The sequence below is a fragment of the Agrobacterium sp. LR_9 genome (genome assembly GCF_041954855.1).
Lineage (GTDB): Bacteria > Pseudomonadota > Alphaproteobacteria > Rhizobiales > Rhizobiaceae > Agrobacterium > Agrobacterium leguminum.
In genome coordinates this window covers 71673-89700 of sequence record NZ_JAVAYA010000016.1, presented here as the reverse complement: position 1 = coordinate 89700, position 18028 = coordinate 71673, and the positions used below count along the sequence as shown (strand labels likewise).

Here is an 18028-nt window from a genome sequence, read left to right as displayed (position 1 = left end):
GGCTCAGGCCGATATCGCCACACCCTTTTCATCGAACCTGTGGATCTTGGTGTCATCCGGCGTGATGAACACGGTATCGCCGTGTTTGCACTCGAACTCGCCGTCCGTGCGGGCAGTGATCGGCCCGATGCCGTTCACCTCGAGATGCAGGAAGGTATCGGAGCCGAGATGTTCGGCGACGGTGACCTTGCCCTGCCACAGTCCGCTTTCCTTCGACAGCACCAGATGCTCCGGCCGCACGCCGGCGGTGGTCGCACCCGTTTGGCGGGCAAAGTCACCGGTGATGAGGTTCATGCGCGGCGAGCCGATGAAGCCGGCGACGAAGAGGTTGGCGGGGGAGCGGTAAAGCTCCATCGGCGAGCCGACCTGCTCGATATTGCCGCGGTTGAGCACGACGATCTTGTCGGCCATGGTCATGGCTTCCACCTGGTCGTGGGTGACGTAGATCATCGTTGTCTTCAGCGTGTTGTGCAGCTCGGAGATTTCCAGCCGCATGGTGCCGCGCAGCGCCGCATCGAGGTTGGAAAGCGGCTCGTCGAACAGGAAGGCGGAAGGTTCGCGCACGATGGCGCGGCCGATGGCGACACGCTGGCGCTGGCCGCCTGACAGCTGCGAGGGCCGGCGCTCGAGATAATCGGTAAGGTTCAGCACCCTTGCGGCGTCTTCGACCTTTTTATCGATGATCGCCTTGTCGAGCTTGGCCATCTTCAGCGGGAAGGCGATGTTGTTCCTGACACTCATATGCGGATAAAGCGCATAGGACTGGAACACCATGGCAAGGCCACGCTCGGCCGGCGCCTTTTCCGTCACATCCTTGCCGTCGATGACGATCTTGCCGCCGGAAACATCTTCCAGACCGGCGATGAGGCGCAGCAGCGTGGACTTGCCGCAGCCGGAGGGACCGACGAAGACGACGAATTCGCCGTCATGGATATCGAGATCGATCGACGGGATGACTTTCGCCTCACCGAAGAGCTTGGACACGTTCTGAAGGGAAATGCTGCCCATGTTTGTCGTTCCTTATTTCACGGCGCCAAAGGTCAGGCCACGCACGAGTTGTTTCTGCGAGAACCAGCCGATGACGAGAATGGGGGCGATCGCCATCATCGAGGCGGCCGAGAGTTTTGCCCAGAACAGCCCCTGCGGACTTGAGAAGGAGGCGATGAAGGCCGTCAGCGGGGCGGCATTGGTGGTCGTCAGCCGGATGGTCCAGAAGGATTCGTTCCAGGCGAGGATGACGTTCAAGAGCAGCGTCGAGGCAATGCCCGGAACCGCCATCGGGGTCAGCACATGGACGATTTCGTTCCACAGCGATGCGCCATCCATGCGGGCGGCTTCGAGGATCTCGCCGGGGATTTCCCGGAAGTAGGTGTAGAGCATCCAGATGACGATCGGCAGGTTGATGAAGGTGAGCATGATGGTGAGCCCGATGCGGGTATCGAGCAGGCCGGCATTGCGGAAGATCAGATAGATCGGCACCAGCACGGCGACGGCTGGCATCATCTTGGTGGAGAGCATCCACATCAAAATGTCCTTGGTGCGCTTGGTCGGCGAGAACGCCATGGCCCAGGCGGCGGGAATGGCGATGATCAGCGCGATGATCGTCGAGCCGAGCGACAGCACCACCGAGTTCATGAAGGGCTTGAAGTAATCGCGCTGGGTCTGGACCGTCACGTAATTCTCGAAGGTGCCCGACGGAATGAGGCTGAAGCCTGCGATTGCCTCGGGCTCGGTCTTGATCGAGGTGAGGAAGGCATAGAGGATCGGGAAGAACAGCAGCAGCGCCACGGCCCAGGCCGCGATGGAAAAGCCGATCTTTGCGCGAGTGGTTGTCTTGCGGGCCATGATGTTTCCCCCTTACCGGTCGAGATTCTTGCCGACGGCGCGCATCAGGAAGATGGCGACGATATTGGCGAGGATGACGGCGATGATGCCGCCGGCCGAAGCGCCGCCGACGTCGTAGCCCAGAAGTGCGGTGCGATAGATGAGGAAGGCGAGGTTGGTGGAGGCATAACCCGGTCCGCCATTGGTGGTGACGAGGATTTCCGCATAGACGCCGAGCAGGAAGATCGTCTGGATCAGAATGACGACGGTGATGGCGCGCGACAGATGCGGCAGCGTCAGATAGACGAAGCGGTTGACGAAGTTGGCGCCATCCATCTCGGCTGCTTCCTTCTGTTCGCCATCGAGCGACTGCAGGGCGGTCAAGAGGATCAGCGTCGCGAACGGCAGCCATTGCCAGGCGACGATGATGATGATGGACAAGAGCGGAAACTGCGCGAACCAGTCGACCGGCTGGAAACCGAAGAAGCGCGACAAATCGGCGAGCACCCCATAACCGGGATGCATGATCATGTTCTTCCACACCAGTGCTGCCACCGGCGGCATGACGAAGAAGGGCGAGATGATCATGATGCGCACGATGCCCTGGCCGAAAATGTCATTGTCGAGCAGAAGCGCAATGGCGATGCCGCCGATGACGGTGATCAGAAGGACGCCGCCGACGATCAACAGCGTGTTCCAGATCGACTGGAAGAAGGCCGGGTCGGTATAGAAATACTGGTAATTGAACAGACCAGCGAAGCTGACATTGGCCGGATTGAGGAGATTGTAGTTCTGGAACGAGAACCACAGCGTCATCGCCAGAGGCACGATCATCCACACCAGCAACAACAGCACCGATGGCGCAAGCATGACCCGCGCTAATCCGCTTGTGTTTCGGGTTGCCATGAGTTTCCCCTCCCTGACCGATACCCGCAACGTCTCCCGCCGGGGCATCCCAATTTAACGATTGTCTTAGTGACGATCTTCGCCGGTTGCCGCATGGTAGGTCGCCAGCACCTGATCCACTGCCGCGACCAGAACCTCCTCCATATCCTTTCCTGCAACTGCCGCGAGCGGCAACTCGCCGAGATACTGGCGCAGCAGGGGTTCGGGAATTGTCTTCCCATCCAGCGCCTTATGCAAGGCGGAAACGGCCGCAAGCGCTTCCGGCCGCGTCCAGTAATAGCGGATACGGTCGCTGTAGCTGTAGTGGCGCTGCAATCGCAGCGTGATGTCATCGCCATGGTAATGTCCGCGCCAGTCGCCGGGTGAGGAAAGCATCAGCTCCTCCATGGTGCGCGCCAAAGGACGGTCGCCATAATCGCCGATCATCTCGGAGGCGATCATGTCGAGAGCGTAAAGCGCCTCGCGATAGGCGAAGGTCAGGCCGGGGCCCACTTTCAGGATGGGATATCCATCGCATACCAGTGTCGTGAGGGCGGCCTGCGTCTGGTAATCGGTGGAATGGGCCTCGAAGACCAGTTGCGGTTCGGCGTCCAGCACGGCGCTCAAGGCGGTGGCCGCTTGCGGGTCGTAAGCGACGACATTGTCGCTGCCGAATTCAACGCCGGGCTGCACGACAAAGGCGATGACCCGCTCGAACGCATCGGAAAGGCCGTGTCGCGCGAATATTTCGCGGTGAAGGTCGATGGTTTGGCGCGCCGCCTGCGGCTGCGTCGGTGCGACGGTGTCGAGCACATGGTCCGCACCCCCCGGCACCGGCACCTCGGTGCCGAGAATATAAAGCGGTCTCGGCAGGCCGGCAGCCGTGGCGGCCTTTTCGGCGACGGCCGCAAGTTTGGCGGCGCGGTTGGCTATCGTGTCGTCGTCCAGCGCCGCCGGTTCACCGGCGCAGCCCATCGAGGCATCGAGATGGATCTTGCGAAAACCCGCCGTCACATAGGCCTCGACCATGGCGGCAGCTTTTGTCAGCGCTTCCTCGGCCGTTTCCCTGCGCCAGGGATTGGGGCCGAGATGATCTCCGCCAAAAATCACCAGTTCGCGGGGCAACCCTTCTTCATCGGCAATACTGTTGACGAAGCTGACGAAGTCCCGTGGCGTCATGCCGGTATATCCGCCGAGATGATTGACCTGATTGCAGGTTGCCTCGATCAGCACCGGTGTCCTGCCGGCGGCGGCACGGCGGATTGCGGCGCGCAGAACCACGGGATGGGCGGAGCAGACGGAGGTGATGCCGGCGGGCTTGCCGGAGCGGCGCGCGGCGGCGAGATTTTCGAGTATACCGGTCACAGGATTTCCTCCGACAGTTGCGCGGCCAGAAAGGCGTCGAGTTCGGAAAGGCTGGCGGCGCCCTCCATCGGGCCGCGGCGGGTGACATTGTGCGCGCCGGCGGCGTTGGCATAGGCGAGCGCCTGTCCGGGGTGTATGCCCAGGCGGCGGCAGGTGAGATAAGTCGCACCGAAACAGTCGCCGGCACCGGTCGGGTCGATTTCGCGGACCCGCAAGCCGGGGACATCAATTCGTCCATGGGCGCGGCTGAAATGGCTTGCACCATCCGCACCGCGCTTCAGCACGATTTCGCCGATGCCGGAGGCAAGCAGCTTTTCGATTGCCGCCTCCTCGTCGTCCAGACCGGAGGCTGCCTGAAGCTCCTCGCCGGAGGGCAGGAGAAGATCGGTGACACCAAGCAGATCGTCGATCAGCCTGCGGCCGGCATCGCCCTGCGCCAGTTCCTTGCGGATGTTGGGATCGAAGGAGACCGAGCCGCCGCGCGCCCTGACGCTTCTGATGGCTTCGAGAATGATTTCGCCGATGCCGGCAATCGCAAAGGCCGATCCCATGACATGCACATGGCCGGCTTTTTCGATAAGAGCCTGCGCTTCATCGGTCATATGCGTTTCGCTGGCCGCCGAATGGGCAATGTTGAAAACGAAGTCCCGTGCGCCGTTTTCCCGGTAACGCACGAAGGCGCTGCCCGTCGGCCGGTCGGGGATGGTGGCGATGGCCGAGACGTCGACGCCGTCGCCGCGCAGCCTCTCGACATTGAGACGGCCGAAATCATCGTCACCCACCGCCGCAATGATGCCGGCGGCTCCGCCGCAGCGCGCCACCTGATCGATGAAGATGGCCGGCGCGCCGCTCGGGAAGGGGCCGATCAGCGCCTGCGGCTCCAGAAAGCCGTCGCCCACCGTCGTCGCCATGATTTCCACGAGGATTTCCCCCGCCGTGACGGTCGGGCCTTTCGTGTGCGGCGCCAGTGCGGATGTCTGCCTCATCGTCTCCTCCATATGCATTCGGCTCCCGTCCTTTTGGCGGAGGTAATCCCGCCGTCCCGAGGGCTTCTGGTTTTCGGATATCATTCAAAAATTTACGCGCGTCAATATATGAAATGACGAAAATTTTGTTGCATCGCAGCAAGAGGAACGCCTCGGGAAATAATTTTTTATGATATTATCCGTTTTAAAGCAGTGAGTTACTGGTGCTGGCGACGATGTCTCCATGCTCCGATTTATTTTCGGACGTTGACAAGAGAGCGGATTTTGCGAGATAAAAAATTTACGCATGTATTGTTATGCGTGGACATCCGTAAAGGAGGAGCGGGTCTCATGAGCAAATTAATTGGAATTCTGTCATCGTCCGTGGTTGGCATCGGCCTTTTCGCCGGTCTGGCGCAGGCGGAAGAAATCAACATCGCCACCGTCAACAATGGCGACATGATCATCATGCAGAAGCTTTCCAGCGCCTGGGAGAAGGAGACGGGCAACAAGATCAACTGGATCGTGCTGGAAGAGAATGTTCTGCGCGAACGTGTCACCACCGATATCGCCACCAATGGCGGCCAGTTCGACATCATGACCATCGGCGGCTACGAAGCGCCGATCTGGGGCAAGCAGGGCTGGCTGGCGCCGGTCGACGATCTCGGCGACGACTACGATTACGCCGATCTGCTTGATCCGATCAAGAAAGGCCTGACTGTCGACGGCAAGCTTTACGCCGTGCCATTCTATACCGAAAGCTCGTTCACGCTTTATCGCAAGGACCTGTTCGATGCGGCCGGCCTGAAGATGCCGGACAATCCGACCTACGATCAGATCAAGGATTTCGCTGCCAAGCTGACCGACAAGTCGAAACAGCAATATGGCATATGCCTGCGCGGCAAGCCGGGCTGGGGCGAGAACATGGCCTTCCTCGGCACCATGATCAACACCTATGGCGGCCGCTGGTTCGACATGGACTGGAAACCGCAGCTGACGAGCGAGCCGTGGAAAAAGGCGATCTCGGATTATGTGGCGCTGATGAGCTCCTACGGCCCGCCCGGCGCGGCCGCCAACGGCTTCAACGAGAACCAGACGCTGTTTTCATCCGGCCGTTGCGCCATGTGGATTGACGCCACCTCAGCGGCGGGCCGCGTTTATGACCCCAAGCAGAGCCAGGTTGCCGACAAGACCGCGTTTACGCGTGCTCCGGTCGAGGCAACGCCGAACGGGTCGAGCTGGTCGTGGTCCTGGAACCTCGCCATTCCAAACAGCACGAAGAAGCTTGAAACCGCCAAGTCCTTCGTCAAATGGGCGACCTCAAAGAACTATGTGAAGACGGTTGGTGAAAGCGAAGGCTGGGTGGCCGTGCCGCCGGGCACGCGCAAATCCACCTATGAGTTGCCGGAATACAAGAAGGCCGCGCCTTTCGCGGATACCGTGCTGAAGGCGATCATGTCGGCCGATCCGTCCAAGCCGACCAAGGATCCGGTGCCCTATACCGGTGTGCAGTTCGTCGCCATACCGGAGTTCCAGTCCATCGGTACGGTTGTCGGCCAGCAGATCGCGGCAGCCCTCTCCGGCCAGCAGACCGTCGATGCGGCGCTCGAAGGCGCACAGAAACAGGTCGAACGTGACATGACCCGCGCGGGCTACATCAAGTAGCCGCGTCCTCCCGGCGTGCCGCCCGTTCGTCACTTTGGCGGCGGGCGGCATGGGTGGGGCTTTCGCACCCGTCTCCTCATTCCTGTGCTTGTCACAGGAATCTAGCCAGCCCAAGTCCTTGGTTTGGAAGGACTCTCTTGCCGCGTGAGAGCCGTGTCGGCTGCATTCCTGCAACAAGCAGGAATGAGGGGAGTGAGGAAAAGCATCGAACAACAAAAGAGCATGGCCAGATTACCCGCCATGCATCATGGAGATCGACATGAGATTGAAGAACAAGGTCGCGCTGATTACCGGCGCCGCCCGCGGCATCGGCCTTGGTTTTGCGCGGGCTTTTGCCGATGAAGGCGCGAAGGTGATTATCGCCGATATCGATATTGCCCGCGCGACGGCTTCCGCCGCGGCCATCGGCCCTGCCGCCAAGGCCGTGAAGCTGGATGTGACCGATCTTTCCGAGATCGACGCCGTGGTGAAGGCGGTAGATCAGGAATTCGGCGGCATCGACATTCTCGTCAACAATGCCGCGATCTTCGACATGGCGCCGATCAACGGCATTACCGAACGGAGTTATGAGCGGGTCTTCGACATCAATCTCAAGGGACCGCTGTTCATGATGAAGGCGGTTTCCAATGTGATGATCGAGCGGGCGCGCGGTGGCAAGATCATCAATATGGCAAGCCAGGCCGGCCGTCGCGGCGAAGCGCTCGTCACGCTTTATTGCGCTTCCAAGGCGGCGATCATTTCCGCCACGCAGTCGGCGGCGCTCGCGCTCGTCAAGCACGGCATCAATGTCAACGCCATTGCACCGGGCGTGGTGGATGGCGAGCATTGGGAAGTGGTCGATGCGGAATTCGCCAAATGGGAAGGCCTGAAGCCGGGTGAGAAGAAGGCGGCGGTGGCGAAATCCGTGCCGATCGGCCGTTTTGCGACGCCCGATGACATCAAGGGTCTCGCGGTTTTCCTCGCCTCTTCCGACAGCGACTATATTCTCGCCCAGACATATAATGTCGACGGCGGCAACTGGATGAGCTGAAAAGCCGGAGATGACCATGCATGCCATTCAATTCGTCGAGAAGGGACAGGCCGTTCTGGCGGAAGTTCCCGTTGCCGATCTGCCGCCTGGCCACGCGCTCGTGCGGGTCAAGGCTTCGGGGCTTTGCCACACCGATATCGACGTTCTCCACGCGCGTTACGGCGACGGTGCCTTTCCGGTCATTCCGGGGCATGAATATGCCGGTGAAGTTGCGGCCGTGGCCGCCGATGTGACGGGCGTAAAGGCCGGCGACCGGGTGGTGGTCGACCCCAATCTACCGTGCGGCACCTGCCCGAGTTGCAGGAAGGGGCTGACCAATCTGTGCAGCACGCTGAAGGCCTATGGTGTCTCCCATAACGGTGGTTTCGCGGAATTCAGCCTGGTGCGCGCCGATCACCTGCATGGCATCGGCTCCATGCCCTATCATGTCGCGGCGCTGGCCGAACCGCTTGCCTGCGTCGTCAACGGCATGCAGAGCGCGGGTATCGGCGAGAACGGAACGGTGGCTGAAAATGCGCTGGTTTTTGGCGCCGGTCCCATCGGCCTGCTGCTTGCCCTGTCGTTGAAAGCGCGCGGCGTCGAGACGGTGACGATTGCCGATATCAACGAAAGCAGGCTGGCTTTTGCCGAAGGTCTCGGGCTTAAGGTGGCGGTTTCCGGTTCGGAAGCGCTGCTGCGGCAACAGAAGTCTTTCGATGTCGTGGCCGATGCCACCGGTATCGCCCCCGTTGCGGAAGCGATGATCCCGCTGGTTGCCGATGGCGGCACGGCGCTGTTCTTCGGCGTCTGCGCGCCGGATGCCCGCATTTCGGTCGCACCCTTCGAAATCTTCAGGCGTCAGCTGAAGCTTGTCGGTTCGCATTCGTTGAACCGCAACATACCGCAGGCGCTTGCCATTCTGGAAACGGATGGCGATGTCATGGCGCGGCTCGTCTCGCACCGGCTGCCGCTTTCGGAGATGCTGCCGTTCTTTACGAAGAAACCATCCGATCCGGCCACCATGAAAGTGCAATTTGCAGCCGAATGATCGTTTGGTGGTTGATAACCGCAGTCGACCGGCTTTTCGTGCGAAGGCCGGTCGATATAAAGTACCACATGTAATATTTCATGGGGGCAAGCACTTTGGCCAAATCTATCAGGACGATGGAAGAGTTTTCGGAATTCGTCGGCCTTTCGCGCCCGACTGTTTCGAAATACTTCAATGATCCGGCCTCGGTCCGCAAGAAGACCCGGGACGCCATCGAGGATGCGCTGAAGAAATCGGGCTTCAGGCCCAATATTTTCGCCGTCAATCTCAACCGCCGCCGCTCCAATATCATTGGCATCATCATCCCGAATTCCACCGATCCGTTCTATATGGCGCTGACGAGCCGTATCGAGCTCATCGCCAACGAGGCGGGGTTTCTTGCTTTCGTGCTGTCCTCGGATGGCAAGGCGGAAATCGAAGACCGCGCCATCCGCACTTTCAAGTCGATGAATGTCGCCGGCGCGATCATCGCGCCGCTGGGCGTCAAATCCCACCGCGCCACGCTGGAGCAACTCGCTGCCAGCATTCCGATTGTTTATGTCGATTCGCCGCTCGACGAGACCTCGGCCTTTGTCGGCACCGACAACCGCCAGAGTGTGGGGCTGATGGTGGATTATCTCTGCCGCTCGGGCGAGCCGCCCTGTTTCTTCGACATGCCGCAGGTCAATACCAATGCCGCCACGCGTCGCACCGCCTATGAGGAGGCCATGCGGCGCCTTGGTTTCGAGCCGCAGGTGATCAACGTTCCGGATATTGTCACCTGGGATTTCGAGCGTTTCGCCTTCGATGAGGCGGGCCGGCTGCTGGAAGGGGCGGGTTCTCTGCCATCGCGCACCATTCTGTGCGCCAACGACCGTATCGCCTTCGGTGTCATCGCCGCCGCCTTCCAGAAGGGCCTCAGGGTCGGCCATGGTGCGGATTATGACCTCAGGGTCGCCGGCCATGACGATCATCCGCTGTCGCGTTATGCCTGTCCGCCGATTACCACCGTGGCGCAGAATTATAACGAGATCGGCAGGCTGTCGATTGAGCTCCTGTTGCAGAAGCTCGACGAGGAGGCGGATGACACGACGCGGATGCGCGAGCGCATTCTCCTCAGCGCCGATCTGATGCTGCGCAAATCGGCCTGATGATTTGTTAGATAAGCTAAACAAAGAATCTGATTTTCTAAATAGAACTAATATTTGAACGCTCCTACTCTGTTCTCAAGGTTGCTTTGGGAGGCGACCGCGAGAGCCGGCGCAAAGGCGTGCCGGTATCCGGGAGGAACGTCAGATCGTCATGCCGTCCGTGCCGCGAGGAATAAGCCTTCGCAGCCTCGGTGTCGCATGGCCTTCGCCGGGCTGACTGGACATTCTCGCCAGCAATTTCCCCAGCGAAGGATGTCAAAACATGAATCTCTATTCTCTTCTGTCAGCGCGTGCAGCCGGCGGCAAGCCTGTTCGGGTTGGTCTCATCGGCGCGGGCAAGTTCGGCTCCATGGTGCTGGCGCAGGCGCAGCGCATCGCCGGTTTCCACATGGTCGCCGTCGCAGACCTCAATGTCGGCAAGGCGAAGGAATCGCTGGATCGCGTTGGCTGGCCGAAGGAGCGTTACGATGCGAAGAGCTGCGCCGAGGCGCTGAAGAGCGGCAAGACCTATGTGACCGACGATGTGAACGAGCTTTTCGCCTGCGGCGAGATCGAATGCGTGATCGAGGCGACCGGCCATCCGCTGGCCGGCGCGCGCCACGCGCTTGGCGCCATCGATCACAACAAGCATGTCGTCATGGTCAATGTCGAAGCGGATGTCATGGTCGGGCCGATCCTTGCTGAAAAGGCGCGGGCCAAGGGCCTGATCTATTCCATGGCTTACGGCGATCAGCCGGCGCTGATCTGCGAGCTGGTTGACTGGGCGCGCGCCACCGGTTTCGAGGTCGTTTCTGCCGGCAAGGGCATGAATTTCGAGCCGCGTTACCGTTATTCGACGCCGGACACGGTCTGGGGTTATTTCGGCTGGACGGACGAGGAAGTGGCCAAGGGCGACTTCAATCCAAAAATGTACAATTCCTTCACCGACGGCACCAAGGCGGCCATCGAGATGGCGGCCGTCGCCAACGGCACGGGACTGGATTGCCCGGATGACGGTCTGGCTTTTCCGCCCGCCGGCCTGCACGATCTCGCCCGCGTCTTCCGCCCCGCTGCCGATGGCGGCCGTATGTCGCGCTCCGGTCTGGTCGATATTGCTGCGAGCCAGGAGCCGGACGGACGCGAGGTGTTCAACAACATCCGCTATGGTGTTTTCGTCACCTTCAAGGCCCACAATGAATATGCCCGCGCCTGCTTCAAGCAATATGGCCTGCTGACCGATCCGTCCGGCTGGTACGCCTCCATGTGGCGTCCGTTCCACATTATCGGGCTGGAAACCTCGATCAGCGTGCTTTCCGCCGTGCTGCGCAACGAAGCGACCGGTTGCTCCAAGGAGTTCCGCGGCGATGCCGTCGCCACGGCGAAGAAGGATATGCAGCCAGGCGAGATGCTGGACGGCGAGGGCGGATACGCGGTCTGGGCGAACGCCATTCCGGCCACCCGCAGCCTCGATATGAAGGCGCTGCCGATTGGCCTTGCCCATAATGTCAAGCTGAAGCGCGCCATCAAAAAGGACCAGATTGTCAGCTTCGACGATGTGGAACTGGTGAACGACCTCGATGTGGTGAAGTTGCGTCAGGACATGGAAAACCGCTTCCGTCCGCAAAAAGACGCAGCCGCGTGATGGACGGAGAACGGGACATGTCGAAAGGAGCTTTCGTGGTGATCGCGGAATTTCGGGTGAAGCCTGACGCGATGGATGCCTTTCTCGACGCCGCACGCGATGATGCCACCCATTCGGTTCAGGATGAACCGGGTTGCCAGCAATTCGACGTGGTGCGGCCGGAAACGGGGAACAATGTGGTGTTTTACGAGGTCTATAACAGCCGTGAGGCTTTCGACGATCATCTCAAAACACCGCATCTCGACCGGTTTCGCGAGGCCTTTCCCGCCCTTATCGAAGAAGAACTGCCGGTGCGTTTCCTGAACCGGCAATGGCTTTGAAGGATGGGAGCGATGGCAGACATCCGCCGGATCGCCGTTATCGGAACGGGTATCATGGGTGCCCCCATGGCGGGGCGTCTGGCGGAGGCCGGGTTTTCCGTCAAAGCCTGGAACCGAAGCGCTGAAAAAGCTGCGGTTCTGGCGGCAAAAGGCGTGCAGCCGGCGGCCACTGCTGCCGAAGCCGTGGCCGAAGCCGATGTCGTCATCTGCATGCTGAGTTCCGGGCCGGTCTGTGACGAGGTTCTGCTCGGTGCCTCGGGTGTCGTTTCCAACATGAAGCCCGGTGCTATTCTGCTGGTGATGAGTTCCATCCCGGTCGACAGCGCACGGGAACAGGCAGAGGTGGCCAAGGCTTATGGCGTCGCATATGTCGACGCACCGGTTTCCGGCGGTGAAAAGGGAGCGATCGAAGGAACGCTCGCCATCATGGCCGGCGGCGAACAGCAGGATGTGGATGCATTGCGGCCACTCCTCAATTGCCTTGGCCGCGTCACCCATGTCGGGCCGGTGGGCTGCGGCTCATTGGCCAAGCTCGCCAACCAGCTGATCGTCGCCTCGACAATCTGCGCCGTTGCCGAAGCGTTGACGCTGGTTGAAGCGGGGGGAGCCGACCCGGCGCAGGTGCGCCAGGCTTTGCTGGGCGGTTTTGCCGAATCCACCGTTTTCCGCCAGCACGGCAAACGCATGGTGGAAGGCGATTTCCGTCCCGGCGGGCCGGCGAAATATCAGGTGAAGGATACGTCCACGGCGCTGGCCTTCGCCAGAAGCCGGGGCCTCAGACTACCGGTCGGCGAGGAGGTTGACCGGCTGTTCCGCTCCATGGTCCAGCATGGCGCGGGCGAGCTTGATCACAGCGGTGTGATCCTTGAGATTAAGCGCATGAATGCGTTCGGAGGAACGCTCGAAACTGTTTGAGAGACAACAAAGGGAGGAACACATGAAAATTTCAAAACTTTACGGGCTGGCTCTGGCCGCCACCATGCTGGTCGCATCCATCGCGCAGGCCGAAACGCTGACGCTTTCGACGCCCGATGCGGATACGTCCGAAATCACGCTTGCCGCCAACAAGTTTGCCGAGATCGTTTCGAAAAAGACCGATGGCAAGCTCAAGATCAAGGTGTTTCCGAACGGCACGCTTTATGGCGGCGACCCTTCAGCGGGTGTCAAGCAGCTGGCCGGCGGTTCACTCGACATGCTGTTGAACTCGACCTCGCTTTACGCGACCTTCAATCCCAAGTTCACGGCCATCGCCATTCCCTACCAGTTCCGCGATATCGACCAGCTCCGGGTCTATCTCGACAGCGATCTCGGCAAGGAACTTTCCACCGATCTCAGCAAAATCGGCATTCTCGGGCTCGATCTCTGGTCGCGGCCGCTGCGCCAGATCACCAATTCCAAGGCGCCGATCAAGTCGCCGGCCGATCTCAAGGGCATGAAGCTGCGGGTGCCGAACAATCCGCTCTGGGTCGAGTTCTTCGGCGCCATGGGCGCTGCTCCGACGCCTATGGCCTTTGCCGAGGTCTATAATGCTCTCCAGCTCAAGGTGGTCGACGGGCAGGAAAATCCGGTCAACGTGCCGGTCAGCGCCAAGCTTTACGAAGTGCAGAAGTATCTGACGATCAGCAATCACATCGCTGACGCCTGGGTGCTGGGCATGAACCCGGCCCGCTTCGAAGGTCTCGATGAGAACTTCAAGGTCGCGCTGAAGGAAGCAGCCACCGAGACCGAAGCCTGGAAGGCGCAGAATGACGCTGCCGATATCGACAAGTCGCTCGAAACGCTGAAGAAGAACGGCATGGAGGTCAACACGCTGACCGATGACGAACGCAAGGCCTTCGTAGAGGTCGCAGCCGGGCTTTCGGCGAAGTTCTCCGCACTGGTGAAAGATCAGGCTTTCTTCGACAAGACGCAGGCTTTCCTCAAGACGAACTGACGTGTTGCGCCGGTGGATGGCCGGATCTCGGTTCGGCCTTCCCCAACGTCAGCAAGGGTTGCTTTGCCGCAGAGGCAGGGTGGCATTCGTTTTACCGGATATCCGGTTTCAGCAGTGGAAGGGTATTGTCATGAACGATACGAAACCTTCGGTGCTCGGCACCATCGTTAAACTCATCGCCGATGTGGCCGCAGGGGCAGCCTGTGCCGGCATTCTCATCGTCGTTCTTCTTCAGGTCATCGGTCGCCTTGCCGGCAGCCCGCTTCCCTGGACCGAGGAGGCGACGCGTTTCCTCTTCATCTGGATGGTGTTCCTCGGCCTTGCCGCCGGCTTCCGCACCGTTGAAAGCGCCCGTGTGGTGGTGTTCCTGGTGCTGTTTCACCGCTTCTTCCGGCGGCTGGCGGTGCCGATCTATGTCGGTTCCTCGGTGTTCTTCTTCGGCATGATGGGCTGGACGGGCCTGACCATGGTGCGCCAGCAGATCATGATGAACGAGACCGCCGCCACCCTGCCGATCCCCATGTGGACCATCGGCATCGTGTTGCCGGTTTCCGCCATCATCGCCGTGCTGGCCATCATCGAATCGCTGCGCAGCCGCCGGGAGCTCATCGCGCTTCCCGAGCTTGGTCTGCCGGCGGATGAGATCGCCCATGCCGATATCTCCATTTCAGCAGGACATTGAGCCATGTCGGTCTTTCTTCTCGTCGCCTTTTTCGGTCTCAGCATGCTTGGCGTGCCGCTTGCCATCGCGCTCGCGCTCGCGAGTGTCGGCACGCTGTGGCTCTTCACCTCCATGCCCATGGACCTGCTGTCGCAGACGATGTTCTCGTCGATGAACTCCTTCCTCCTCGTCGCCGTGCCGCTTTTCATCCTCGTCGGCACCGTCATGGAACGAGGGCGTGTGGCGGAGCGCATCTTCGATTTCGCCGAGGCCATGGTCGGCTGGCTTCCCGGCGGGCTTGGCCATGTCAACGTCATCTCATCGGTGATCTTTTCCGGCGTCTCCGGCTCGTCCGTCGCCGATATCGCCTCGGTCGGCGCCATCGAGATCAAGGCCATGGAGCGGCACGGCTTTCCGAAGGGTTATGCCGTCGGCATGACGCTCTGCACCTCCACACTCTCCTCGATCATTCCGCCGTCGATCCTGATCGTGATTGCCGGTTCCATCGCCAATGTGTCGATCGGCACGCTGCTGATCGCGGGTCTGGTGCCCGGCCTCTTCATCGCCTTCGCCTTTCTGGTCTTCAACCACTTCTATTCGGTGCATTATGGTTACAATCCGCCGACACCGTTCAATTTCCGTCTGGTGGTCGTCACCGGTCTGCGCGCAATCCTGCCGATGCTGACACCGCTGATCCTCATCATCGGCATTGCCAGCGGCCTGTTCACGCCAACGGAGGCCGCTGCCATCGCGGTGGTTTACGTAGCGGTGCTCGGCGTCATCGTCTATCGTACGCTGCCGGTGCGGGAGCTGCCGGAAATATTGATCTCGACGGCGCGCATTTCCGGCACCATCCTGTTCATCGCCGCCACCTCGCAGCTCGCCGCCTGGGTCTTCACTTTCGATGGCCTGCCGGAGCAGGTCGCCGATCTCCTGAAGGCCATGAATCTCGGGCCAATGACCGGCATGCTCGTCATCTTTGTGTTCCTGCTCATCATCGGCATCTTCATGGAAGCGATCCCGGCGATGTTTATCCTCATCCCGGTGCTGATGCCGCCGGTCGAAGCACTGGGCATCGATCCGATCCATTTCCTGATCGTGACTGTCATGACGCTGACGCTCGGGCTGGTGACGCCACCGGTGGGGGTCTGCCTGTTTGCGGCGGCACAGGTGGCGAACATGAAGATCGAGGATGTCATTCGCGGTTCGCTGGCGCCGATGACGGTGCTGACGCTCGCCATCTTCGCGCTGGTGCTGTTCCCGGTGCTGACGCTCGGGCCAATCCGGCTGATGGGGCTTTATTGACGCGAAAACGGATTGCCTGAAACATCAGACAACGCGACGGGCTTGCCACTCGTCGCGTTGTTTTCGCATCCACTCCAGAAACAGCATGACTTTTCTCTGCCGCAGATGGGAATGCGGGCAGACGATCCATTGGGTGACGAGCTTGATGCGCGGCGCGTCCGTCACGGCCGGCACCAGCATTTTGTCCTGAAGCTCCCGCTCCATCATCAATGTGCTCTCCAGCGCCACGCCAATGCCGAGAACGGCGGCATCGATGGCCATGTGGCTGCGGTCGAACAGCACCCGCCGCCAGCGCTTTTCGGCTGTCACGCCGGCCAGAGGGAACCAGTGGTTCCATTGCGCCTGCGCCTTCACCGAATGGATCAGCCGCTGGTTCTGCAATTCCTCGGGCAGAAATGTACCCGCACCCTTATAATTCGGCGAACAGACCGGCAGGAATTCCTCCTCCACCAGCCCTTCCACGAAGAGGCCCGGCCAGCGGCCATCGCCATGGCGCAGCTCTATATCGACGAGTTCCTGCGAAAAATCGGTGGGCTCGTTGGTGCCGTCAAGGCGCACTTCCAGTTCAGGATGCTCCTCCAGAAACGAGCCGAGACGCGGCAGCAGCCATTTGTTGGATATGGTCGGCGTCGCCCGGATCGTCAGCGTGGTGACAGAGCGGAAGCCGCGAATACTGTCGGTGGCGTCCGATATCTGCTCGATCTGGGCGGTGATCATCGAGAAATACCGCTCGCCCGCTTCCGTCAATGTCACCTTGCGGCCGGTCCGTGCCATCAGGGTCGTGCCGAGCTGGCCTTCCAGCAACTGGATCTGCTGGGAAACGGCCGAAGGGGTGACGCTCAACTCTTCCGCCGCCCGTGAAATGCTGCCCGCCCTTGCCGCGGCGTGGAAAACGAGGATCGATTTTATCGGGATTTGCATGGGTAGGGCTTTGCTCAACGGAATACGGCGGTCACCTGAGTATCACAGGTGACCGCCGTATTGAAAAGCGTTGAACGCGAGGCTTTTAGCGGTGGCTCGGCAGTTTCGGCAGGAACACCGTGAGCAGGCCGAGCAGCGGCATGTAGGAGCAGATGCGGTAGACGAATTCGATGCCTTCCTTATCCGCATAAACGCCCAGAACTGCCGCCCCGATGCCGCCGAAACCGAAGGCGAAACCGAAGAACATGCCGGCGATGAGGCCGACGCGGCCCGGCACCAGTTCCTGCGCGAACACGACGATGGCCGAGAAGGCGGAGGAGAACACGAAGCCGATGACGACGACGAGAATGGCTGTCCAGAACAGGTTCGCATAGGGCAGCAGCAGCGCGAAGGGAATGACGCCGAGGATCGAGAACCAGATGACGACGCGCGAGCCGAAGCGGTCGCCGATCGGGCCGCCGAAGAACACGCCCAGTGCCGAAGCGCCGAGGAAGAGGAACAGCAGAACCTGTGCGTCCTGAACACCAAGACCGAACTTGTCGATGGTGTAGAAGGTGAAGTAGCTGGACAGGCTGGCGAGATAGGCATTCTTGGTAGCGGTCAGAACCACCAGCACCAGAAGCGTCATGATCACCGTGCCACGGGCAAGGGGAAGCGTGCGGCTGGCCGGCGCCTTGCCAACGGTTGCGCGGCGGTGGCGGGTGTACCAGACGCCAACCCAGGAAAGCACGCCAAAACCGACGAGCGCGATCAGCGAGAACCAGCTGAGGCTCGTCTGACCGAGCGGGATGACGATAAAGGCGGCGAGCAGCGGGCCGATGGCCGTGCCGGTATTGCCGCCCACCTGGAAGAATGACTGGGCCAGACCATGGCGGCCGCCGGATGCGAGGCGCGCGACGCGGGAAGCTTCCGGATGGAAGATCGCCGAACCGATGCCGATGAGGCAGGCGCCGATCACCAGAACCTCGAAACTATGGGCAAAAGCAAGCGTGATGAGGCCGGCGCAGGTGGACAGCATGGCGACGGGCAGGGAGAACGGCATCGGCCAGCGATCCGTCACCATGCCGACAACGGGCTGCAGCAGCGAGGCGGTGACCTGAAAAGCGAAGGTAAGCAGGCCGATCTGCACGAAATCGAGCGCGTAATTGGCTTTCAGCAGCGGATAAAGCGACGTCAGCAGCGATTGCATGATGTCGTTCAGCATGTGGCAGAAGCTGGCGGCTGCGATGATTGAAAACGCCGTGCGTTGCGGGTTGAACGCGGTGCTGGTGCTGGCGCTGGTGACAGTGGCCATGATGAATTCCTCTCCGGTTCCCGGCGGAAGGCGGGAAACATGTCTTTATTTCTTCCCGCTTTTATTCATATTGTTTCTGGCC

At 60.6% G+C, this 18028-nt stretch carries 17 protein-coding genes; 10 read left to right on the top strand and 7 right to left on the bottom strand.

The genetic code is table 11. The features are described from left to right. Window positions 1-3 precede the first annotated feature (3 nt). The 5 genes from RAC79_RS18185 to RAC79_RS18165 form a co-directional block, all read right to left on the bottom strand. Window positions 4-1008, bottom strand: a complete 1005-nt coding sequence (locus RAC79_RS18185; RefSeq protein WP_374997426.1) for an ABC transporter ATP-binding protein — start codon at window positions 1006-1008, stop codon at window positions 4-6. A 12-nt stretch (window positions 1009-1020) separates the two neighbouring features. Continuing rightward, a complete protein-coding gene (locus RAC79_RS18180; protein WP_104679666.1) occupies window positions 1021-1845 on the bottom strand; it encodes a carbohydrate ABC transporter permease in 825 nt (274 codons plus the stop codon). 12 nt (window positions 1846-1857) lie between these two features. Further along, the gene (locus RAC79_RS18175; protein WP_082184903.1) at window positions 1858-2730 is read right to left on the bottom strand and encodes a carbohydrate ABC transporter permease; all 873 of its coding nucleotides are present in this window, start codon (window positions 2728-2730) and stop codon (window positions 1858-1860) included. A gap of 66 nt (window positions 2731-2796) precedes the next feature. Further along, window positions 2797-4074 (bottom strand): D-tagatose-bisphosphate aldolase, class II, non-catalytic subunit, encoded by a 1278-nt coding sequence (locus RAC79_RS18170; RefSeq protein WP_174039836.1) that lies wholly within the window; start codon window positions 4072-4074, stop codon window positions 2797-2799. Then, window positions 4071-5078 carry a sugar kinase gene (locus tag RAC79_RS18165; protein ID WP_065656185.1) on the bottom strand — a complete coding sequence of 336 codons (1008 nt, stop codon included), beginning with the start codon at window positions 5076-5078 and terminating at the stop codon, window positions 4071-4073. The genes RAC79_RS18170 and RAC79_RS18165 overlap by 4 nt, the downstream gene beginning before the upstream one ends. A 312-nt stretch (window positions 5079-5390) precedes the next feature. Between RAC79_RS18165 and RAC79_RS18160 the strand changes: the two genes are divergently transcribed. The 10 genes from RAC79_RS18160 to RAC79_RS18115 all read left to right on the top strand — a co-directional run bounded on the left by RAC79_RS18160 (window position 5391) and on the right by RAC79_RS18115 (window position 15731). Further along, window positions 5391-6704: a sugar ABC transporter substrate-binding protein gene (locus tag RAC79_RS18160; RefSeq protein ID WP_174039835.1), complete on the top strand. Its 1314-nt coding sequence runs from the start codon at window positions 5391-5393 to the stop codon at window positions 6702-6704. A 259-nt stretch (window positions 6705-6963) separates the two neighbouring features. Further along, window positions 6964-7734, top strand: coding sequence for a galactitol 2-dehydrogenase (locus RAC79_RS18155; protein WP_142844551.1), 771 nt, complete (start codon window positions 6964-6966; stop codon window positions 7732-7734). Window positions 7735-7750: 16 nt separating this feature from the next. Continuing rightward, the gene (locus RAC79_RS18150; RefSeq protein WP_142844550.1) at window positions 7751-8761 is read left to right on the top strand and encodes a D-altritol 5-dehydrogenase; all 1011 of its coding nucleotides are present in this window, start codon (window positions 7751-7753) and stop codon (window positions 8759-8761) included. A gap of 116 nt (window positions 8762-8877) precedes the next feature. Continuing rightward, window positions 8878-9891: a LacI family DNA-binding transcriptional regulator gene (locus RAC79_RS18145; RefSeq protein ID WP_065656182.1), complete on the top strand. Its 1014-nt coding sequence runs from the start codon at window positions 8878-8880 to the stop codon at window positions 9889-9891. Window positions 9892-10153: 262 nt separating this feature from the next. Beyond that, entirely contained in the window at window positions 10154-11512 is a 1359-nt protein-coding gene (locus tag RAC79_RS18140; protein WP_271046462.1) for an NAD(P)H-dependent oxidoreductase, read from the top strand. Window positions 11513-11529: 17 nt separating this feature from the next. Further along, entirely contained in the window at window positions 11530-11832 is a 303-nt protein-coding gene (locus RAC79_RS18135; RefSeq protein WP_080858110.1) for a putative quinol monooxygenase, read from the top strand. 12 nt (window positions 11833-11844) lie between these two features. Continuing rightward, complete coding sequence (locus tag RAC79_RS18130) at window positions 11845-12747, top strand: NAD(P)-dependent oxidoreductase (RefSeq protein WP_374997425.1); 903 nt, start codon at window positions 11845-11847, stop codon at window positions 12745-12747. Window positions 12748-12769: 22 nt separating this feature from the next. Further along, entirely contained in the window at window positions 12770-13765 is a 996-nt protein-coding gene (locus RAC79_RS18125) for a DctP family TRAP transporter solute-binding subunit (RefSeq protein ID WP_142844547.1), read from the top strand. 130 nt (window positions 13766-13895) lie between these two features. After that, window positions 13896-14447, top strand: coding sequence for a TRAP transporter small permease (locus RAC79_RS18120; RefSeq protein ID WP_125146397.1), 552 nt, complete (start codon window positions 13896-13898; stop codon window positions 14445-14447). A gap of 3 nt (window positions 14448-14450) precedes the next feature. After that, window positions 14451-15731, top strand: coding sequence for a TRAP transporter large permease (locus RAC79_RS18115; protein ID WP_020812270.1), 1281 nt, complete (start codon window positions 14451-14453; stop codon window positions 15729-15731). Between the two features lie 24 nt (window positions 15732-15755). Here the strand turns inward: RAC79_RS18115 and RAC79_RS18110 are convergent, their stop codons facing one another. Both RAC79_RS18110 and RAC79_RS18105 read right to left on the bottom strand, forming a co-directional pair. Beyond that, entirely contained in the window at window positions 15756-16652 is an 897-nt protein-coding gene (locus RAC79_RS18110; RefSeq protein WP_174039831.1) for a LysR substrate-binding domain-containing protein, read from the bottom strand. Window positions 16653-16737: 85 nt separating this feature from the next. After that, window positions 16738-17946, bottom strand: a complete 1209-nt coding sequence (locus RAC79_RS18105) for an MFS transporter (protein WP_174039830.1) — start codon at window positions 17944-17946, stop codon at window positions 16738-16740. Between the last annotated feature and the right edge of the window lie 82 nt (window positions 17947-18028).

What these genes read in the sequence shown, in the direction of transcription:
- RAC79_RS18175 (WP_082184903.1), bottom strand. Translation starts at nt 2,730, where the DNA reads ATGGCAACCCGAAACACAAGCGGATTAGCGCGGGTCATGCTTGCGCCA.
- RAC79_RS18130 (WP_374997425.1), top strand. Translation starts at nt 11,845, where the DNA reads ATGGCAGACATCCGCCGGATCGCCGTTATCGGAACGGGTATCATGGGT.
- RAC79_RS18105 (WP_174039830.1), bottom strand. Translation starts at nt 17,946, where the DNA reads ATGGCCACTGTCACCAGCGCCAGCACCAGCACCGCGTTCAACCCGCAA.
- RAC79_RS18150 (WP_142844550.1), top strand. Translation starts at nt 7,751, where the DNA reads ATGCATGCCATTCAATTCGTCGAGAAGGGACAGGCCGTTCTGGCGGAA.
- RAC79_RS18185 (WP_374997426.1), bottom strand. Translation starts at nt 1,008, where the DNA reads ATGGGCAGCATTTCCCTTCAGAACGTGTCCAAGCTCTTCGGTGAGGCG.
- RAC79_RS18140 (WP_271046462.1), top strand. Translation starts at nt 10,154, where the DNA reads ATGAATCTCTATTCTCTTCTGTCAGCGCGTGCAGCCGGCGGCAAGCCT.
- RAC79_RS18145 (WP_065656182.1), top strand. Translation starts at nt 8,878, where the DNA reads ATGGAAGAGTTTTCGGAATTCGTCGGCCTTTCGCGCCCGACTGTTTCG.
- RAC79_RS18135 (WP_080858110.1), top strand. Translation starts at nt 11,530, where the DNA reads ATGTCGAAAGGAGCTTTCGTGGTGATCGCGGAATTTCGGGTGAAGCCT.
- RAC79_RS18180 (WP_104679666.1), bottom strand. Translation starts at nt 1,845, where the DNA reads ATGGCCCGCAAGACAACCACTCGCGCAAAGATCGGCTTTTCCATCGCG.
- RAC79_RS18115 (WP_020812270.1), top strand. Translation starts at nt 14,451, where the DNA reads ATGTCGGTCTTTCTTCTCGTCGCCTTTTTCGGTCTCAGCATGCTTGGC.
- RAC79_RS18120 (WP_125146397.1), top strand. Translation starts at nt 13,896, where the DNA reads ATGAACGATACGAAACCTTCGGTGCTCGGCACCATCGTTAAACTCATC.
- RAC79_RS18110 (WP_174039831.1), bottom strand. Translation starts at nt 16,652, where the DNA reads ATGCAAATCCCGATAAAATCGATCCTCGTTTTCCACGCCGCGGCAAGG.
- RAC79_RS18160 (WP_174039835.1), top strand. Translation starts at nt 5,391, where the DNA reads ATGAGCAAATTAATTGGAATTCTGTCATCGTCCGTGGTTGGCATCGGC.
- RAC79_RS18125 (WP_142844547.1), top strand. Translation starts at nt 12,770, where the DNA reads ATGAAAATTTCAAAACTTTACGGGCTGGCTCTGGCCGCCACCATGCTG.
- RAC79_RS18155 (WP_142844551.1), top strand. Translation starts at nt 6,964, where the DNA reads ATGAGATTGAAGAACAAGGTCGCGCTGATTACCGGCGCCGCCCGCGGC.
- RAC79_RS18165 (WP_065656185.1), bottom strand. Translation starts at nt 5,078, where the DNA reads ATGCATATGGAGGAGACGATGAGGCAGACATCCGCACTGGCGCCGCAC.